Genomic DNA, 19,527 nt, shown 5'->3' with positions numbered 1-19,527 from the left:
CTATGCATCAATCTATAGTAATAAAAAATGTTAACATCGTCAACGAAGGTCAGATAAAAAGTACTGACGTTTTTATCCAAAACGGCTTTATCCAAAAAATCGGCAATCTGTCCGGAGAAATCACAAAGGATGCTAAAACCATTGATGGAACCGGCAAGTACCTGTTTCCGGGTATTATAGATGGGCAAGTGCATTTTAGGGAACCCGGACTAACCCATAAAGGAGATCTCTATACAGAAAGTAGAGCAGCTGTTGCGGGCGGCACAACTTCTTTTATCGATATGCCAAATACAGTTCCCAATGTATTGACCACTGAAATTCTAGATGAGAAATTTCGTATTGCCTCAAAAAAATCTTGGGCTAATTATTCTTTCTTTTTAGGGGTTAATAACGACAATTTAGACAGTGTACTTCAAATGGATACGTCTCAATTCATAGGGGTTTCTGATGATGGACTTTATTTTACCAAGAAGGGAAATTTGCTTGCCGATAGTCCAGACACTATGGAAAAACTTTTTTCGAATTGTAAATCCATTATTGCCATTCATTCAGAAATGGAAAAAATCATAGAAGAGAATGAGGAAATTTACAGAGCAGAATATGGTGAAGATGTGCCAATTGCATGTCATCCATTAATTCGCAGTGAAGAAGGATGTTATCAATCTACCAAAAGAGCTATTGCCATTGCCGAAAAACACAAGGCAAGGTTGCATATTCTGCATTTGACCACAGAGGCCGAAACCCATTTGTTCCGAAACGACATACCGCTAAGAGAAAAGAACATTACCACCGAAGTATCGGTTCAAAATCTTTGGTTTTCAGACAAAGACTATCAGCGATTGGGAACCTTGATAAAATGGAACCCTGCCATAAAGACGGAGCAAGACAGAGTAGGTCTTTTGAAGGCTTTGCTGGATGACCGAATTGATATTATCACTACGGACCATGCACCGCACAGCTTGGAAGAAAAGGAAAAGCCATACTTCCAATCCATGTCGGGTGCGCCAATGGTGCAGCATTCCCTGTATATTATGCTTGAATTATACAAGCAAGGGCTTATCTCTTTAGAGAAAATCGCCGAAAAAATGTGTCATAATGTAGCGATACTTTATGGTATCGAAAAAAGAGGCTTTATCCGTGAGGGTTATTTTGCCGATTTGACATTGGTTGACTTGAATTCACCTTGGACAGTTGGTAAAGAAAATATTTTGTACAAGTGCGGTTGGTCGCCATTAGAAGGCGAAACATTTCAGTCAAAAGTGACCCATACGTTTGTTAACGGAAATCTAGTCTATGAGAATGGTAATTTTTCCGAATTCATTCCGGGGCAAAGATTAGAATTCAAGTAACTATTCAGGTCTCAATTATAACTGCTAAGTCGAATAATAAAAAATTGCCGCAAAGACACAAAGGCTCAAAGGAAATAGTTGGAAAAGAATAAGAGATTAAGTTGATTACTTAAATTATCAAATTAAATGACTTGAAAACTTAGCGCCTTTGTGTCTTAGCGGCAAAAAAATGTCTATTATTTGTGGTTACTGAGTAGTCACGAATTCAATTAAAAAAACACAACATAATGAAAACATATTTTATAACAGGAATTGGTACGGATATAGGAAAAACAATCGTGTCAGCCATTCTCGTCGAAGCGCTAAAAGCCGATTATTGGAAGCCTATTCAATCCGGAGATCTGCACCAAACAGATACAATGAAAGTGCAGGGACTTATCAGTAATTCCACTTCTGATTTTTTCCCTGAAGCGTACCGCCTTACAGAACCAATGTCTCCACATGCCGCTGCCGCTATTGATGGCGTTACAATTAATTTAGATTCCATTAAAGTTCCACCAACCAACAATAATCTCATTATAGAAGGAGCAGGCGGTTTGATGGTTCCGCTCAATAATGATTCTTTGGTAATTGACCTTATAGAAAAATTAAAAGTGGAAGTTATTCTGGTCTCCAGAAATTATCTCGGAAGCATAAACCATACACTGCTTTCCGTCGAAGCTCTTCAACGCAGAAACATTCCCATTAAAGGAATAATATTTAACGGGAATCCTGTAAATACCAGTGAGAAATTCATTTGTGAATACACGGGGCTGAAATCTTTATTTCGCATTGATAATGAAGAAACAATTGACAAGCAAACCATTTTAAAATACGCCTCTGAACCAAATATAAAATCACTACTTTAAAATTTAAGTGGGTTTTTATTTCAAACCTTAGTCTAGAGTAAGTTAACCCGTTTGAACGATGGTTGGGTATTTTACCTTTTGGTAAATCAGGTTCGTCAGCAAGCAATGGCGCAAAAAAACGAAATTTGGAAAGTGGGAAATAGAAGCATGAAAAAACTAAATCGCCGAACTTAAGCTGACAATTAAAATGTGGAAAGTGGAAAAATAAAACTTACGCAAAAAAAACAAAGATCCTACAAAATTGTCATAGTTGTTAAACATAAAACATCGACAACATAGGATTAACGTTTTGCTAACCAACAAGCTAATGTTTCTGTATTTTGCTAACAACCAATTAAAAAAAAACAAAAAAACAATTATATTGCTAAAAGGACACATTTTTATAACTAAATTTACTTGTAATAGCAGGACTTTAATAGCGTAAAAGACAACCCTGATAAAATTGACACGGAGGACAAACATAAAATATCGAAAACTTAAGATCAATTTTCGGAGGGCTTTTTGCCGATTTGACAAGCCAACGCTTAAAAATTGAAATAATTAATCTCCAACTTTAATCTGTTAAAAAAAATACTATGAAGAGCGATGATAAATTTTTAAGAATAATTATAGCCATTAATAAAAATATAATTCGTGTTTTAATTGGAATTATGACTTTAATTTTAATATTGGGCACATTACATCTTTACTATTTAGAATTTAAAAAAATTACCGCTCCACCTTATTTATTGATTGATGTTTCCACTTTATTCGAAGTGTTTAATTTGATATTGATTATTGCGGTTGGATATGAGCTTATAAAAGCATTGCTATTAATTATTTCATCCGATACAATTCCTACTATTCCAATTATAGAAATCTCAATTATTGCTATTTCAACTAAAATAATCACACTAGATATACAGCAAACAAATAGTAATACTATTGTAAGTTTAGCTTTGTTAATTGCTGCGCTCGGTCTTGCTTATTTTTTGTTGAAATATTGTAAGACACCACAAAACAAACCCTGAACAAATTTAAGTAGCACCTATTTCTGAATGATTTTAATTGTTTTTTAGATAATTAAGTAACGATAAATGAAGATTTTATGAGTAGCATAGTCCAAAATAAAGAATGGCATTCAGTTTCATACAGTAATGTATTAGAGAGTCTCGATACTTCCTCTGAAGGTCTTAGTACAACAGAAGCTGGGAAGCGCTTGAAAAAGGAAGGACCTAATATCATTTACAGGCAAAGTAGAGAAAGTGCCTTTAAAATTTTGCTGAGGCAATTTCTTAACCCGCTTATATATGTTCTACTTACTGCTACCATCCTTGCTATAACTATGGGCAAAATCACAGATGGTATAGTGGTGTTTTGTGTAATAATTATTAATGCCATTATCGGGTTTGTTCAGGAGTACCAGGCTGGAAAAACCATTCAGGGGCTTCTCCAATTAATTCCGGAAAATGCTACAGTGATTAGAGATGGAAAGCAAAAGAATATTCAGGCTGCTGAACTAGTTCCCGGTGATTATGTATTGCTTCAGGCTGGCGATAAGGTATCGGCAGATATGCGGCTCACATTCGTAAAAAATATGCAGTGTAATGAATCTATCCTTACAGGAGAATCCTTGCCGGTGGAAAAAAACACGGATATTATTGACGCAGATGCAGGAGTTGCTGATCGTAAAAATATGGTTTTTAGCGGCACATTGATTACTTCCGGCACAGCAGAAGGCGTAGTTGTTTTGACAGGCATTAAAACCGAGATTGGTAAAATTTCCGCACTTCTTCAAATTACCACATCAGTCAAATCTCCACTGACAAAATCTCTTGAAAAAATTGCACGGGGAATTACCTATGCCATCATCCTTGTTGGTATTTTAGTTTTTCTAATAGGAATATTTCGTAATTATACATTCATAGATGCAATATTTTTTGCCATTACTCTTGCGGTAGCAGCTATCCCAGAAGGACTGCCTGCCGTAATTACTATTGCATCAGCTATCGGTATTATGCGAATGGCAAAGAGACAAGCTATTATCAAGCATTTATCTGCTGTAGAAACCTTGGGTAGCACCACTGTAATCTGCTCAGACAAAACGGGAACGCTTACCCTTAACGAAATGACCGTTCAGGTACTTTGGAATGGAAAGCAAAAATTCAATGTTACAGGAGTAGGCATTAATACTGATGGTAAAATTTTAAAAAATGATTCCGATGAAGAAGGAACAGATGATGAAATTGGTGAACTTATTAAGGCTGCAGCACTGTGCAATGACGCAACACTTCATAAAAAAGAGGGTCATTGGAAATCAGTAGGAGACCCTACAGAGGTTGCCCTGATAGCAGTAGCTGGAAAGTTTGGAATAAACGAGGACGAACTAAGAAGCAAATGGCGGAGGTTGGATGAATTACCCTTTGATTCCGAAAAAAAAATAATGGCTACGCTCCATCTATCCCCTTCCGGAGAAAAAATGATTTACCTTAAAGGCGCACCTGAATCAGTTATTCCACTTTTATTAAATAGTGAAAATTCATCCATTGTCTTTGACACAGAACAGGTACGAACGGAGGCTTTACAATTAGCAGGAACAGGAATGAGAGTATTGGCTTTCGCTTCCAGAAAGTTGGATAGCGAACATTCATCACTCATTACGGAAGAGGATCTTTGCGATTTTACTTTTTTAGGGATACAGGCCATAAGTGACCCTCCAAGGATGGAAGTAAAAGAAGCGATCGATTCGTGTCATAATGCAGGTATTACGGTGAAAATGATTACCGGAGACCATCCTGCAACAGCCGCAGCAATAGGCAGGGAACTTGGATTTATAAATGCAGACAGGGTTATCACCGGAAAGGAACTTCAGAATTTGAATGCCCAGGAGATTCAAGAGGTAGTAAAAAACACCAATATTTTCGCACGGGTATCCCCCGAAGATAAATTAAATCTAGTAAAAGCCCTTCAGGCCAACGGGGAAGTGGTAGCCATGACAGGAGATGGTGTAAATGACGCCCCAGCACTTAAACGTGCAGATATTGGCGTAGCTATGGGTATCAGTGGTACGGCTGTTGCCAAAGAGGCGGCAGACATTATCCTGGCCGATGATAATTTTGAAAGTATAAAGGCTGCTGTTGAAGAAGGACGCAGAGTATTTGATAACCTTTTGAAATCGATTGTATTTCTTCTGCCTACAAGTATAGGATTGGGATTGGTTATTTTTATTGCCGTGTTATTTTTTCCCTCTGAAGGGGGAATTCTACTCATCCCAATACAGCCTGTTCAGGTATTATGGATCAATCTTATAACTGCCGTTGCCTTGTCATTGCCGCTTGCACTTGAAGCAATGGAACCCAATGTAATGAATCGTCCTCCACGTAAGCCCAATAAACCTTTATTAAGTTCTTTGATAATTTTCAGGATGACACTGGTTTCTCTGGTAATGGCAGGTGGAACAATTGGATTATTTCTTTGGGAATATAATATTGAACTGTCCAGAGGCATGGAACACTCACTGGCCATTTCGGAAGCTCAAACAATGGCTGTAACAGCAATGGTTTTATTTCAGGTGTTTTACCTTATTGATTGCCGATCTCTTAATTTTTCAGTCAATCAAATCGGGCTTTTCTCCAATCCATTTATTTATATCGGAATTGCAACAGTACTGTTTGTTCAAGCCGCTTTTGTTTATTTTCCATTTATGAATCGTTGGTTTCATTCATCTCCATTAAAAGCTGAGGCATGGGGGATGTCAGCCATGGTAGCTTTTTCAATTCTAATAATTATCAGTGTTGAAAAATGGATTCAAAGAAAATATTTTAAAAATGTTAAGATGTAATACTTGTTGTGAAGTACATGTTTTATATGCGAGGAAAAACTTGTTGTCAAGAAGTGTTTTACAAGGAGGAAGAATGGATTGTAGCATAGTAAATGAAATGTTTTGTGAACCAATCAACAAAAACCTAAAACAAGATGGATATGATCCTTATGCCGATGAAATAAAAAAACATAAACACTGAACTCATGAAACTACTTTGGCAATTACTGTGAAACAACACAGCAACAATTTGAACAATTTAGAGGTCATACAGTTTGGAGTATTGAACAAGGTTTTTATGCCGCAACATTTGTGTCAAACTTACAGAGTATTATAGAAAAAAAAATCGAACCGAATATAAACAATAGAATATGAAATATGACTATAATCAATAGTATAGGTATTACAAACTATAAAGGATTCATACAAGCATCAAGTTTTTTCATGCTATAAAATTTTGTTAGGCATTTGCCAAAAAGTTCATTACCTTTAAGAAGCGTTTTCGTTCAATACAGTTTGTACAAGTAAATCCCGAACAGCTTGTAGACGCAGACTGTCAGACCATCGTTATAGAAAAGTATTTTAGTAAGATTCAATAGACAAACATTTTGGTAAACCGTAAAAATCGACCAAATGAATTTGGTAAAACAAGAGGAGTCGAAAAATTAAACAAGTACAAGTATGCAAACGGATTTGAGTTTTTGGATTGGTTTTAACGTATTTGTACTGCTGATGCTGGCATTGGATTTAGGGGTGTTTAACCGCAAAGCGCATGAAGTAAGCATTAAAGAAGCCATGATTTGGACGGGGGTTTGGATAACACTTGCCATGTGTTTCAATGGGCTTATTTATTACTGGCAAGGCGAGGTAAAAGCATTGGAGTTTTTTACGGGTTATGTGATTGAAAAAGCATTGAGCGTAGATAATATTTTTGTATTCGTTTTAATTTTTTCTTATTTCAAAATTCCGGCTATCCATCAGCATAGAATTTTGTTTTGGGGAATTATCGGAGCTTTAATAATGCGGGCTGCATTTATTTTTGCGGGAGTCGCGTTACTCGAAAAATTCCATTGGACGATTTATGTTTTCGGGGCGATACTGATTTATACGGGATATAAGATGCTTAAGCAAAAGGAGATAATAATTGAGCCAGAAAAAAATCCCCTTATAAAATTATTCAGAAGAGTAATGCCTGTTACTAATGAACTGCATGGTGGTAAATTTTTTGTAAAACAAGATGGGAAACGGTTTGCAACGCCTTTATTTTTAGTATTGGTGTTGATTGAAACCACCGATTTGATTTTTGCGGCGGATAGCATTCCTGCAATACTGGCAATCACACAAGACCATTTTATTGTTTATACTTCAAATGTGTTTGCAATACTTGGCTTGCGCTCTTTGTATTTTGCACTGGCGGGAATGATGGATAAATTTCGGTATTTGTCGAAGGGACTTGCTTTGATATTAATATTTGTTGGACTGAAGATGTTGCTGGCTGATTTCTACAAATTGCCAATACAAATTGCTTTGTTGGTAATTCTCGTTATTTTAATCTTGAGCATTGCAGCATCATTGATGTCTCGCAAGAGATGATAATAGATTTAATCGGTCAATTGAATAGTGTTTTGCCATAATAACAATTAACATAAAAGATAATGGATAAAATTCTTGTTACCACCGATTTTTCTTCAAATTCAAAAGCAGGTTTGCGTTTTGCCATTCAATTGGCATCCCAACATAAATTTGAGTTGACTTTTTTTCATTCCTACTACATGGCAAATCTCACGTCGTTAAGCAATCTTGCCTTTGCTGATTATGAAAGGAAAGAAGCGGATAAAATTCAAAAAAAACTAAACCAATTTGTAGCATCGGTTTATAGGGACATGGATGTTGTTTCTATAAATAAGAAGTGTATAATAAATAGTGCTGTTCTTGCGGACAGCAATATCCGGGAATATGCCCAGGAAAATAAATTCAGTTTTATCTGCATCAGCACCAGAGGCTCAGGAAAACTGAAAAAAATATTCGGCACAAACACTTCCAGTCTAATCTCCCATTCAACAGTTCCTGTTATAGCCGTACCCCAGAATTATCGTCGAAGTGAGATAAAGAGCGTTATTTACGCCTCCGATCTTGTAAATCTTGAAAATGAACTGAAAAAAGTAATTGAATTCACGAAGCCATTAAAGGCAAAAGTTGAAATACTCCATTTCAATTTCCCCGCCGAAATAACAACCAACAAAAACACCATAGATGAATTGGTAAAAAAAAATTCAAAGCATAATATTAAACTGCATATCGAAAATATCAATCTGGCCAAGAGTTTAATTTCAAACATAGAGGCGGTAATTAAGCAGTCAAAACCTTCCATGATGATTATGTTCACGCAACAAAACAGAAGTTTTTTCGACAAAATATTTTTCTCCAGTAACTCAGCCAATTATTCCTTTAAAGCCAAAGTACCGTTACTCGTTTTTAATAAAATATAAGTCCAAGAAATGGAGAGATGAAAAGAACGGTAAAATACTCATAGGCAACTTCCCGTAATTTACTGATTTTAATACTTACCAACAACTTTAGGAGAAGATCAGGGTAAGCTTTTATTACTCTAAAACACAAATTCTAAAGTTGTGTAAAAAGTTCTAGTATCAGAAGGTATTATTCCTGGTCCTGGGTAGCCAGTTGCTCTTCTTGTAAAATAACTATTGTTTGTAAAGTTGGTGATTCCAGCTTCCAATTTACAGTTTTTCCATTTGTAGGAGGTGGAGAAATCAGCTACATAATAGGCTGGAATTTGACCAAAAATGCCATACGTATTGTCATTTACATCTGTTTTACTGTTATTAGCTTCCGTAAATTGAGAAGAAACATAGGTAAATTGTACACTCGAAATAAAGTTTTTATACCCAATTCCTGTCTTAATGTTATAAAGCGGAACAAACTCTACCTTATTTCCTTCAATATTTGGTGCGTCTGATTTTAAATATTCCGAATCGGTGATAGCGATATTGGAGAATACATTCCAAGAAAAGTTGTCGTTTTGTTTGAAAAATGTTTTATTTAAACTCCAATCGAACATCGTTTCAAAACCATACGTGACTGCTGTTCCAATATTATCTCGGAATCGTACTATTGCTGCTGAACCATTGGGATTTCTAGTTTCATATTCACCAATTTTATCATCATAATACAATCCGTAAACACTTGCGTCAAAAGTTACTTTGTCGCCTATTTGCCCGCGAATTCCAATATCCGAAGTATAGCCTTTTTCATCTGTAATATTTTCATCAATCACCTGACTTGGACTTACGGTTCGAATATCATTAAAAGTTACAGAGCGATAGTTCTGTGAAACATTTCCATAAAATTCAATTCTGTTTCGTGGTTTATAACTTAATCCAACTCCTACTAAAACAAAGTTTCGGTCTTTTATATTATTCTCAAACTTAGTTTCGTCTAAAATCACATTTCCTGCTAAATCCAGATTTATTTTCCGATAAGAACCTTCTGCTTGTGTTTTTATTTTTTCAAATCTAAAACCTGGAGTAATAGAGAACTTAGGTGTTATTTTAAAGATATTCTCCCCAAAAACAGATACATTCAAGTTCGGATATGTATAATTGGATTGATTTTGATAAAAAGGGAATTCTGCATCGGCAACATTAAAATTGGCATCACTACCGGAGCTTCCCGGACCTTGAATTCCGGAATTTTCAGATTGGTAATATTTGGCTCCAATTAAAAAAGCACTGGTGTTGTTTTTTATTCTGTACCGTTTTAAAAATCGTGCTTCAGCACCCCAATTGACAAATTCCCCTACTATTAAATCTCTTTCCGTTCCTAATACATCAGGATTAGATACTCTATTGGAACGATATCCAACAGCTTTGCGGCTAGCATCTAGCCCAAATAATTGCAGTGAAAAATCGGCATTAGCATTAAATTTATGTTTCAAGCGCAATGCAAATAAGTTCCAGTTTACTGCAAACCAATTCATGGTTCTGTTGCTTTGTGTAGGGTTATCGTTAAACATCACATCGGTCAATCCGCCGGCTTGTTGGGCTAGATAATTAAAATAAGTGTAGTCCAAATGCAAGGAAGTTTTATCGTTTAATTGATAATTTAAATTTCCAAAATAATTTTTACTCTCGAATTCAGAATTGGATCTAAAACCATTTCCTTGCTTGTAATTATAAAAGGTATAGTAACTGAATTTATCTTTTGTACCGCTTAATGAAGTGAAATTGGTAAACAAACCATAAGATCCAATGCTATTTCTTGTTGTAAATTCGAATGGTTTTTTGCTTGGCGTTTTTAATTTAAAATTGACTAATCCGCCAAATTGGGTTCCATATTGCAATGATGCTGCACCGCGAATTACTTGAATTTTTTCGAGAGCCTCGGTAGGTGTTGCATAATAACTTTCGGGATAACCCAAAACATCGGCACTGATATCATAACCGTTTTGTCGGGTATTAAAATTGGATGTTCGGTTTGGATCCAATCCACGTCCACCAATACTTAATTGTAAACCTCCATCTGAACTTTCGTTGATTGTTAATCCTACAACTTGAGCAAATATTTGACGTGCATTGTTGGTTGCCTTGTTTGCCGTAAGTTTGTTTAACGAGATTACTTCGGTTTTCTTTCCGGCATAAATGGCCGTTTCATCAATATCTTTTAATTTATTAAGTGCAAATATTTTTTCTTTTTGTTTATTGATAACTACTTCCGAAAGGTTGGTGATTTTATCTAAAATAATAACAATACTTTCTTCGGATGTTGAAACTGTTTTTTCTAAAAAGGCATAGTTTTCTTTGTAAAAAACGAGTTCATAATTGCCTGGTTTGTCAAACTCTATTGAAAACTCTCCTTTAGCGTTAGATAGGTATTTAGTCCCGGAAGATCTATTATATACTTCAACGGAAGCCAGTATTCTACCATCGTCAGCTGTAGTTATTCCTGAAATTTTATATTAGGAAAAACTATCTATTGTAAACAATAAAAACAGGATGTAACTAAAATCCTTTAATTTCATCGTTAAAAGGTAATATCCAAGTTTTGTGATGGAATGTTTCATTTTCGTTGGTTAAATTTATTGTTGGATTGATATATTTTTGACTTAATCTTCCATTGAGAGCGACGTAGCTTTCTACTCTAACTTCCGGGTTATAAATACCTTGTTTTTGGTAATAATCGTGTAAAAAATGTGCGTATTCCAAAATAAAATCCGGTTGAAAAGACATTTGTTTTTCCTGAAAAGTGGTTAAGAAATGACTGTTATCTACCATTATATTTTCTTTTGTTTTCGCATCGGTAACACTAAATTGTGTATAACCGGCTTTTTCCATAAGCATCACGCGCCACGAAAACCGAAATCCTTCCTCTGTCCAAAATAATTCGTCTGGATACAATACATATCGAAAAGGAAACAGTAGTTGGAAAGTTATAAAAGAGGTTAAAAAGGCGATTTTAATTTTATAAATCCCATTGAAATTCTGAATTTTTTCTTTTCCGTTCTCAAAGAAAGTTATACTGAAATTGAATAATTTTGAAACAGTTAGGAAACACTTTTTATGAAAATCCGCATCAAAAAAGAGCAATGAACTTACAATCATTATAAATGGAAAAACACCAATTGGGAAAAGAATTCTAGTCAAAATATGAAATACTACCACTAAAACAAAAGCGAATAATCGGGCTCTTTTATAAAGTAATAAAAAAGGAATACTTAAATCGTACATCATTCCTGTCCAACTGAAAGCATAATGCACCCAATTCTCGTTTAATAAAGAACCAATTATTGGTAAATTTGAATTATTTGGCAACCATATTTTGAGTGGCATGGCTTTAAAAAGCCAGTCGGAATTGAGTTTTGCTATACCTGCATAAAAATAGACAATTCCTAACAGCAATTTTAAAATATCAATAGTCCAACTCGGGATTTTCTAAAAGGCACTTTTTGGATTTCTATAGGCATCAACAGAAAAATAGGCGTTTGCCGGCAGAAAAATCATTATAAAACTCACAACCGTAATAAAATAATAATGGTTTAGGTAAGTGGTTTTATCCATAAATTCTATTTAGGTAAAGCTCAGGAAAAAGGTAATGATCGATAATTTATATTTGTATCCAATGGCGACAAATAAGGCAGCTAATCCTGAAATAAAAAACAATAAATAAGTATAAATTCCTAAAGGCTTTACCCACTCAAAACCATAATACGTAAAGTGAAATTGGGGTTGGATATAAAATTTATCAATCCAACCGTAACTCACAAATCGTATTAGACTTAAAACCATCATAACGCCAAACGCTAGCCTAAAAAAAGCTAGCGTTGATGCCTCTTGAAATTCTTCTTACACATTTATCGAAAAACCCATAAGGTATGGATGTAGAGTGGTTCCGTTCAACACAGCTTTCATTGTTCGTGCTACGCACGCAACGAAAGCTTAGCTGTTAGGTACTGGCGTTCTCATATTGTCAATTGTCTTTAAGCTCATTTTCTGTTTCTATTTTTGTTGCCAATTTTCGGAACAGTTCAAAATAAAAACCTACTACAAGAAAGTCCCGACCTGTTTCATCATTTATTTTATAGTCGAACTGATGTAAGTACCCCAATTGGATTGTTGAGCCTTTTGAAGGTTTATAGTTCAGTGTCATTTGTATTCTGTTCCGTTCAAAGTAAGGCTCGTTGTCGGTAAAAAACAATTCGTTACTAATGCTTGTCTGAAAAGGTTTGTACCCATTTCGTTCTTTCCCAAATGGATAAGATGCACCTAATCTATAACGAAAACGGTTACGGTAGCCATTGCTCGTCCATCGCAATTCTGCTCTGTATCGTTGTTCTATTTTAAATTTACCGACTGATTGAAAAAGTATTACCTGTGGCCAAAGTCTAAATTCGTCATTATTTTTTGGTAGAACAAAATTGCCTCCTTCTTTATATGTTTGGTAGCTACCTGCTCCTAATGTCAAATTTACATTTTTATGAACTTTGTAGTTTATACCGCCTTTATATTCGTAATAGTGAAAGTCGTTGTAAAATTTTAATGAACGCAATTGTGCTTCGCCAAATAAGCTTAGTTTGTCATTGTGATTGTATTTGATATTTAATATATTCCAAGAGCCTAAATCGAATTGCTGTGCATAAGTTATCGTAGGATAAATCATAAAACTCAATAGAAATAGTATCGTTCGTTTGTTATTTATTAACTTCATTTTTGATAGATTTTTCTACTACCAAAAATGAACTTTTTAATAGTAAGGCATTTGGGATTGTTAATACTCCTCTGTTTGGCGTTTTTATGAAGATAAAAAAGTAAGTAATATCTATTAGCTCACCTTCAGTTTCTTTCCCTTCAAAAGTTATTGCTATGGTATCACCAACTTTTATTGGGTGTTGGAAAAAAAGAATTAGGCAAGCTGTAATATTCGTAAGAATGGACATTTCAGCAAAAAGTGCTACACCAAAAACAGTAAGTAACGAACTTGCAAATATTAAAATGTTTTCTTGCTTAACACTCCATATAGCCACTATGATAATACAAAGTACGACCATTAATATTAGTCTGATTACTTTTAAAACATCATTTTGTTCAGCATTTTTGAAGTATGAGTTTTTAATTGTTAGTTTAACGAAATACATTAAAATTATTTTTACAGCAAAAAAGCTAATTACAGCTATGATTGTTTCAATTATTTGAATTTTATACGTTTCCATTCTTATTGTTTTGTTATTTGTTTTTCTCTATTTTGCCCAGTTAGGTTAATGCTCTCATAAAGCATTTTGGCATTATATAATAAGCGGTCAAGTTCTTGTTCAAAAAACTGTGAAGTGTAGTTGTTCCATTTGTCGGGTTGTTTCATAAGTTCTTTGAAACTATTACTCAATGTGTTTATGTATTCCTTTTTTTGTGAAGCATCATTAATAAATATAGGAGGGTATAAGTCATACATCAACATCCAGTTTTTGGCAATTCTTGTTACACGTCCATTACCATCTACAAAAGGGTGTATTCTTATTAACTCGTGATGAAAGTAAATAGCCCTTATTATAGGGTTTTGAATTGATTGAATTTTATAAAATAGCTCGGAAACCAAATGAGCAACTATTGTTGGCTCGGGACAAATATGTCCGCCTACTTGAACAAGAGTTTGCCTGTATCGGTTGGGGTGAATGGCATTTGTTTCAGGGGAAACTAAACGCAACAGCTGAAATAACTGAACTTCCTTTTCAAAATTGTTTTGTAAAATTATTTCTTCAACAACAAAATCCAGCGATACTTTTAAATTTAATAAATACTCTTTGGCTTCTTCTTCGTTTTGAGCTTCCATTTGGGCATTTTTGATGCCAACGAGTTCTTTAAGATTATGATAGCCTGCTAAATAAATGTCTAAAAGGTCATCGTCAAGGTGGTGCCTACTATAAATAATAAGACGGTAAATTGACTTTATGATTTTGTCAATTTCATCTATTTTATTTTGATTTATTTGAATAATTTCTACTGGTAGTAATTTCATTTTGCAAGCTCGTTATTAGGCATTGTATGGGTTTTTACTTGTATAAAATTTACAATAAAGGAAAATGCCATTGAAAAATAGATATATCCTTTGGGAATTTCAAAATGCAATCCTTCGCCTAACAAAGCGATACCTATCATAATTAAAAAAGATAGTGCCAAAATCTTGAATGAAGGATGCTTTTGTATAAACTCACTTATTGGTTTTGATGCAATAAGCATTATAACGACACTAACAATAACTGCCACATACATTATCCAAAGTTCTTTTACCATACCTACTGCTGTAATAATACTATCAATAGAAAAAACTAAATCCAATATAATGATTTCTAAAAGTAGCTTTCTAAAATTACCGTTTAATGTTTTTGCCTTTTCAGGATTGTTAGCTAATTCTGTTTTGTGGTATATTTCTTTTGTGCTTTTCCATATTAAAAACAAACCTCCTAATATTAATATTATTCCTTTTCCAGAGATGTCTATATTAATTATCGTAAAAAGTGTTTGGTCTAACTTTAATATCCAAGCTATACCAGCTAATAATATAAGCCTAAAAACCACAGCCAAGCCAAGCCCCATATATCGAAGTTTGTTTCTTTGTTCGGGTGGTAGTTTGTCTGTAAGGATGGAGATGAAGATGATATTGTCAATCCCCAAAATTAATTCTAAAGATATAAGGGTAATAAGTGGTATTATGAATTCGCTCATTGGATATTATTGTTTTTTTGTTAAGTCAATATTGAAATTTGCATTTAGTATAAATCCATTGTTCTGCTGAAAAACATTTCTACCATTTACTTCACGCCCAAGTTGAAGGATTTGATTTAAATAACCTGCCTCTAATCGTATATTTTGATTTAATCGGTAACCCATTAAAACACCTAACCTGTTTTGGTCAAAAATATTTTCATTTACGTTTTCACCAAAACCAATAAACACTTCCTCATAAATGGCTAAGTATGGTGTTTTATCTTTTATTTCTTTTCCTTTTAAAGGGACTTGTAAACGAAACATATACCTAAACCTGTTAAGCAAAGGATATTCATCTTCTTTGTTCAAATTGGCATTGGAGTACCTACCAACCCAACGCTGTTCAAGCATAAAACGGTGCGATAAATCCACAATACCTGCTTTGTCAGTTATTGTTGCCATTTGAAATAAGCGATGTTCAGTAAAATCTTTTCCCATTCCATTTATTGGGATTTCACCATAGGGAAAAGTTTCTATCCAAGCATAACCAACTCGTAATTGAATTTTTGGATTGAGTTGATAATTCACCCCAACTCGTAGCAAGCTTTGTTGCCATTCTGTTATTACATCGTTTCTGCGAAATTGATATTCCGTATGCAGTCCAAATTTGTTGTTGAGTTTAAATGTGCCAAAATAATTATACCACCCAATGGAATTACGGTTTGTTATTCTTGTATTTTGGGAAAATGAAGTATTACTTAAGGAAAGAAAAATGATTATAATTATGTATCTTTTTAGCATAAATTGGGAAAGTATTAAAAGGGTTGAGCTAAGCTCAGCCCTTTTAGTTAATTATTTAGTTTGTGGAGTAAAAGGAAGGGCTGATTTATGCACAATAATTCTAAGTTTTCCGTCTTTGCCTTTTTTGAAAACCCAAGTTTTGTCAACCATTACTTCTTTACCGTCTTTACCTGTTACCCATACATTACCCATAGTAATTGCTACAGAACCGTAAATTTGTATGCCTTCGTTTTTCTCTCCAGCATTGTCATATCTTGCTTTAACCCACGGTGTCAATGCAAAGCCTTTGTCGTTCGGATAGTCAGGGTCGCCACCTATAAAATAGGCTAATGCACCCTTTTTGTCGTTTCTAAAAGTTTGGTCGCCATAGGCTAATGTTGGTTTAAAAAATACTTTACCGTTGTCATAATTGTAAGCTGAAGACAGTACTTCATTTGCAAAGGCTTTGTAATCTCCACCCTCTTCTTTCAATTGTCCAATTTTTACCAAAGCATCGCACCAGGCTTGTTGTGCAGCATTTACTTCTTCGTAAGTAATAATCGTTTGTGCTCCTTCTTCAACATAAACCAACCCTAAGTCGTTAATTGTTTTCTGAACGCTTTCGTTTGTCTGAGCAATTACCTTGTTTGCTTCTTCTTTTACTTTGTCTGTTGCTTGGTTGCAGGATGTTGCTAAACCAGCTATTACGATTAAACCGTAAATCATTTTTTTGTTCATTGTCATTCTATTTATTTTTCTTTTGCCTACTTCTTAATGTGGTGTTCGGCTTGTCCACTTGCAAAGATAACTTTTATTGGTTGGGATGCTGTAGTTTTCGTGTGGTTACGCTTGCACCTAACGTCAGGCTGTGAAAAAACCTCTTCAAATCTAGAGAGTATTCGGAGGGCTACCAAAGAACAATCTCAAATATGGGATTCTCAAGAGGTTCTTTTTAGTTTTTTCATGGCCTGACGTTCCGGCGCTTGGCGAGGTTGCGAGCTTCGGAACTACTTATTTTCTTTCAAAGATAAAATTTCTTACGAAACTTAAACGTGAACGTACCACAAAATTCGCAATTGCGAGAAACGGCTGTGCTTGTTGCACACCACAACAAATATATCAAAAAAAACTTGCGAAAAAATAAATAAAATAGTATTTTTAACTATGCCACAGCCCAGTATTATGGAGAGGAAGGACAAGAAAGTATTGATCCTGTTGTGTTTTTCAAAATCTGTTTGGTAGGCTATTTAAACAATATCAATTCGGATAGAAAACTCATAGAATATTGCTCCAATTGTTTAGATGTTCGTTTGTTTATCCGGTATGACATTGATGAAGCCTTACCTTGGCACAGCACAATTAGTAGAACCCGTCAGTTGTATGGCGAAGAAGTATTTTTAACCTTATTCAAAGCCGTTTTAAGGATATGTGTTTCCAAAGGGATGATTCGAGGCAAACGTCAAGCCGTGGATAGCGTTTTTATCAAAGCCAATGCTTCTATGGATAGTTTAGTTGAGAAAGAAGTATTGGAAGATGCCAGTGCTTTTGTAAATGAATTGGAAGAGAATAGCGAGTTCAAAACAACCAGCACCAGAAAGAAACTAGTGGAACAACACCACGCTTGGAAACAAGAAGCCTATAAAGGAATGCCTAATGCCAATCAAAAAGGCGATAGAGTAGATGAATACGGGAATTTAATACGTCCAAAATATGTATCGAATCATACCCATTATTCACTCACAGATTCTGATGCCAGGGTAAGTGTAAAACCAGGAAAGGCAAGACAGTTAAACTATTTTGGACAAATCGCTGTTGACGATGCTCATCACTTAATAACAGGAGCTTGTTCTGATTTTGCAGACAAACGCGATAGTCAATGTTTAGAAAAAAAAGTTGAACTAACAGAGGGAAATTTACAAGAAAACGGCATTGAATTAGAAGAACTTTTAGCCGATGGAGGTTACAGTAGTGGAGAAGCTTTAAAGTATTTGAACCAAAAAAAACATCAATGCCTACATTCCAAACTTTGGGCAATACAAACCTGAGAGAGCAGGATTTATTTTCAACAAAGAATTGCATCAGTACGAATGTATAAAAGCAGGAGGAAACAAAGCTAATTTAGTATTTAAAGGCGAAAAAATCGATAGCAAAGGCTACACCAAACGTACCTATCGCAGTAGTGAGAGCGATTGCAAAAACTGTCCACTACGAGAACAATGCTGCGGAAAAAGCACCAAGTTTAAAAAGATAGACGACAGCATCCACAAAGAACACTACGACAGAATGCACTTAAAACTCACCCAAAATCCACACTATGCCAAGAAAATGGTACGCGTGAGAAGTAAAACAGTAGAACCTGTAATTGGAACATTGGTCAATTTTACCAATATGAAGCGAGTAAATACAAGAGGAATCAAGCAAGCTAACAAACACGTTTTGATGGCAGCATTAACCTATAATTTGAAGAAATATTTGAAGTTTATCACCAAAAAAACAAAAACAAAAGCTGGAGTTGTAAATGAAATACAAACAAAAGCACCCACTTCTGTAAAAACAGCTTTTTATGACTTGAAATACTTGTTTTTAAGTGGCTTATTTTTTAAAAACTACAACTTAAAACCAAAAACAAACCTCGCTTAAATGTGCTTAAACGAGGTTGTTTTTTATACTTATTTTGAAAGTTTAGTTTTTGAATGAGGTTGCGCAACAGCTACGGCTGTTGGCAGATGCCCTTTATTCTTTCTGTTTCCGTTCTGTTTTGCAATCCTTATATAATTAGGTTGCGGGTTTCAATCAATGTAAGTCGGATATATATAATTGCGATAGCAATAAATATAAATCAGGCTAGGTAGTTTTATATTTCTGTTTGTAACATACAATGTTTTTATATCTCCAAAATCTTTACAAATAATACCAAACTAATTTGTTAAAAAGCTTGACCTATGCCGATGTAGAAGAGTTTATCTTCTTTTGACATTCCGTAATCAAATGATAAAATTGTGGACTGATTCCAAGCAATTCTTGCACCTAAACCATACGAGTAACGAATGTTTTTAAAGTTTAGATTTTGCCATTCGTCTCTTACTGTTCCTGCATCAAAAAATGGTGCGACACCGAAAGCAAATCTTTGTTTTCCTAATTTTGTTTCTGCAATTCTATATCTTAATTCAATATTTGTGAACCACATAGAACGTGCTAAAAACCGATTTGCTCGATAACCTCGCAACGATTGCTTTCCACCAAGTGCATTGATGCTACCTTCTGGACTCCATTGGTCTTGAAATTCAAAAAATGGGGTATTCGAGCCAAAAATGTTACCAACTCCAAATCTTCCAGCGACAACAGTTCTTTTTCCAAAAGGTAACTTTTGATATCCTCTTGCTTGAATAAAAAGTTTATTGAAGTCAAATTGTGAGCCAATATATTTGCTAGAATATTCGTTTGCTATTTCAAAATAGTAACCTTTGGTTGGGTCGGGTTCAAAATCTCTTGTGTCATAAATTAATGCGGTTTGTAAAATTGAAATCCAACCACCATTT

14 protein-coding genes and 2 pseudogenes are annotated in these 19,527 nt (G+C 34.7%); 7 read left to right on the top strand and 9 right to left on the bottom strand.

Annotated elements, in window-relative coordinates; translation table 11 throughout:
* Window positions 1–2: 2 nt before the first annotated feature.
* From DR980_RS15355 to DR980_RS15325, 6 genes are all read left to right on the top strand, one after another.
* Entirely contained in the window at window positions 3–1,349 is a 1,347-nt protein-coding gene (locus DR980_RS15355; protein ID WP_099715212.1) for a dihydroorotase, read from the top strand.
* 224 nt (window positions 1,350–1,573) lie between these two features.
* Window positions 1,574–2,197: a dethiobiotin synthase gene (gene bioD, locus DR980_RS15350; protein ID WP_199074831.1), complete on the top strand. Its 624-nt coding sequence runs from the start codon at window positions 1,574–1,576 to the stop codon at window positions 2,195–2,197.
* 575 nt (window positions 2,198–2,772) lie between these two features.
* Complete coding sequence (locus tag DR980_RS15345; protein ID WP_099715214.1) at window positions 2,773–3,207, top strand: phosphate-starvation-inducible PsiE family protein; 435 nt, start codon at window positions 2,773–2,775, stop codon at window positions 3,205–3,207.
* Between the two features lie 77 nt (window positions 3,208–3,284).
* Complete coding sequence (locus DR980_RS15340) at window positions 3,285–6,017, top strand: cation-translocating P-type ATPase (RefSeq protein WP_099715215.1); 2,733 nt, start codon at window positions 3,285–3,287, stop codon at window positions 6,015–6,017.
* Between the two features lie 660 nt (window positions 6,018–6,677).
* Window positions 6,678–7,589, top strand: coding sequence for a TerC family protein (locus DR980_RS15330; protein WP_099715217.1), 912 nt, complete (start codon window positions 6,678–6,680; stop codon window positions 7,587–7,589).
* Between the two features lie 62 nt (window positions 7,590–7,651).
* The gene (locus DR980_RS15325; RefSeq protein WP_099715218.1) at window positions 7,652–8,485 is read left to right on the top strand and encodes a universal stress protein; all 834 of its coding nucleotides are present in this window, start codon (window positions 7,652–7,654) and stop codon (window positions 8,483–8,485) included.
* 119 nt (window positions 8,486–8,604) lie between these two features.
* Here the strand turns inward: DR980_RS15325 and DR980_RS15320 are convergent, their stop codons facing one another.
* From DR980_RS15320 to DR980_RS15285, 8 genes and pseudogenes are all read right to left on the bottom strand, one after another.
* Window positions 8,605–10,629 (bottom strand): TonB-dependent receptor family protein, encoded by a 2,025-nt coding sequence (locus DR980_RS15320; protein ID WP_315167353.1) that lies wholly within the window; start codon window positions 10,627–10,629, stop codon window positions 8,605–8,607.
* A 385-nt stretch (window positions 10,630–11,014) separates the two neighbouring features.
* Window positions 11,015–12,301 (bottom strand): annotated as a pseudogene (locus tag DR980_RS15315) (HTTM domain-containing protein).
* 178 nt (window positions 12,302–12,479) lie between these two features.
* Window positions 12,480–13,217, bottom strand: a complete 738-nt coding sequence (locus tag DR980_RS15310) for a DUF2490 domain-containing protein (RefSeq protein ID WP_099715219.1) — start codon at window positions 13,215–13,217, stop codon at window positions 12,480–12,482.
* A complete protein-coding gene (locus tag DR980_RS15305) occupies window positions 13,201–13,719 on the bottom strand; it encodes a mechanosensitive ion channel domain-containing protein (protein WP_099715220.1) in 519 nt (172 codons plus the stop codon). Before DR980_RS15305 ends, DR980_RS15310 begins: the two co-directional genes overlap by 17 nt.
* Window positions 13,720–13,721: 2 nt before the next feature.
* On the bottom strand, window positions 13,722–14,519 hold the full coding sequence (locus tag DR980_RS15300) for a Fic family protein (RefSeq protein ID WP_099715221.1): 798 nt from the start codon (window positions 14,517–14,519) through the stop codon (window positions 13,722–13,724).
* Entirely contained in the window at window positions 14,516–15,226 is a 711-nt protein-coding gene (locus tag DR980_RS15295) for a TerC family protein (RefSeq protein WP_099715222.1), read from the bottom strand. Before DR980_RS15295 ends, DR980_RS15300 begins: the two co-directional genes overlap by 4 nt.
* Before the next feature lie 6 nt (window positions 15,227–15,232).
* The gene (locus tag DR980_RS15290) at window positions 15,233–16,009 is read right to left on the bottom strand and encodes a DUF2490 domain-containing protein (protein ID WP_099715223.1); all 777 of its coding nucleotides are present in this window, start codon (window positions 16,007–16,009) and stop codon (window positions 15,233–15,235) included.
* Window positions 16,010–16,060: 51 nt separating this feature from the next.
* A complete protein-coding gene (locus tag DR980_RS15285; protein WP_243699488.1) occupies window positions 16,061–16,732 on the bottom strand; it encodes a hypothetical protein in 672 nt (223 codons plus the stop codon).
* Between the two features lie 422 nt (window positions 16,733–17,154).
* Between DR980_RS15285 and DR980_RS16690 the strand changes: the two are divergent.
* Window positions 17,155–18,628, top strand: a pseudogene (locus DR980_RS16690) (IS1182 family transposase); the annotation flags it as partial.
* A 286-nt stretch (window positions 18,629–18,914) separates the two neighbouring features.
* On the opposite strand, the gene omp85 reads toward DR980_RS16690, so the two are convergent.
* Window positions 18,915–19,527: Omp85 family outer membrane protein (omp85, locus tag DR980_RS15265; RefSeq protein ID WP_146779251.1), on the bottom strand; the 613-nt coding region annotated here is incomplete at its 5' end.

It is taken from the genome of Flavobacterium psychrolimnae, from assembly GCF_003312425.1.
Lineage (GTDB): Bacteria > Bacteroidota > Bacteroidia > Flavobacteriales > Flavobacteriaceae > Flavobacterium > Flavobacterium psychrolimnae.
Note: the sequence above shows the minus strand (reverse complement) of the source record. Positions and strands in the feature narration are given on the sequence as shown.

Bases quoted from the DNA above. Each gene is read 5' to 3' on its own strand.
- DR980_RS15290 (WP_099715223.1), bottom strand. From the start codon at position 16,009: ATGCTAAAAAGATACATAATTATAATCATTTTTCTTTCCTTAAGTAAT.
- DR980_RS15300 (WP_099715221.1), bottom strand. From the start codon at position 14,519: ATGAAATTACTACCAGTAGAAATTATTCAAATAAATCAAAATAAAATA.
- DR980_RS15285 (WP_243699488.1), bottom strand. From the start codon at position 16,732: ATGACAATGAACAAAAAAATGATTTACGGTTTAATCGTAATAGCTGGT.
- DR980_RS15345 (WP_099715214.1), top strand. From the start codon at position 2,773: ATGAAGAGCGATGATAAATTTTTAAGAATAATTATAGCCATTAATAAA.
- DR980_RS15305 (WP_099715220.1), bottom strand. From the start codon at position 13,719: ATGGAAACGTATAAAATTCAAATAATTGAAACAATCATAGCTGTAATT.
- DR980_RS15340 (WP_099715215.1), top strand. From the start codon at position 3,285: ATGAGTAGCATAGTCCAAAATAAAGAATGGCATTCAGTTTCATACAGT.
- DR980_RS15295 (WP_099715222.1), bottom strand. From the start codon at position 15,226: ATGAGCGAATTCATAATACCACTTATTACCCTTATATCTTTAGAATTA.
- DR980_RS15325 (WP_099715218.1), top strand. From the start codon at position 7,652: ATGGATAAAATTCTTGTTACCACCGATTTTTCTTCAAATTCAAAAGCA.
- DR980_RS15310 (WP_099715219.1), bottom strand. From the start codon at position 13,217: ATGAAGTTAATAAATAACAAACGAACGATACTATTTCTATTGAGTTTT.
- DR980_RS15330 (WP_099715217.1), top strand. From the start codon at position 6,678: ATGCAAACGGATTTGAGTTTTTGGATTGGTTTTAACGTATTTGTACTG.
- DR980_RS15355 (WP_099715212.1), top strand. From the start codon at position 3: ATGCATCAATCTATAGTAATAAAAAATGTTAACATCGTCAACGAAGGT.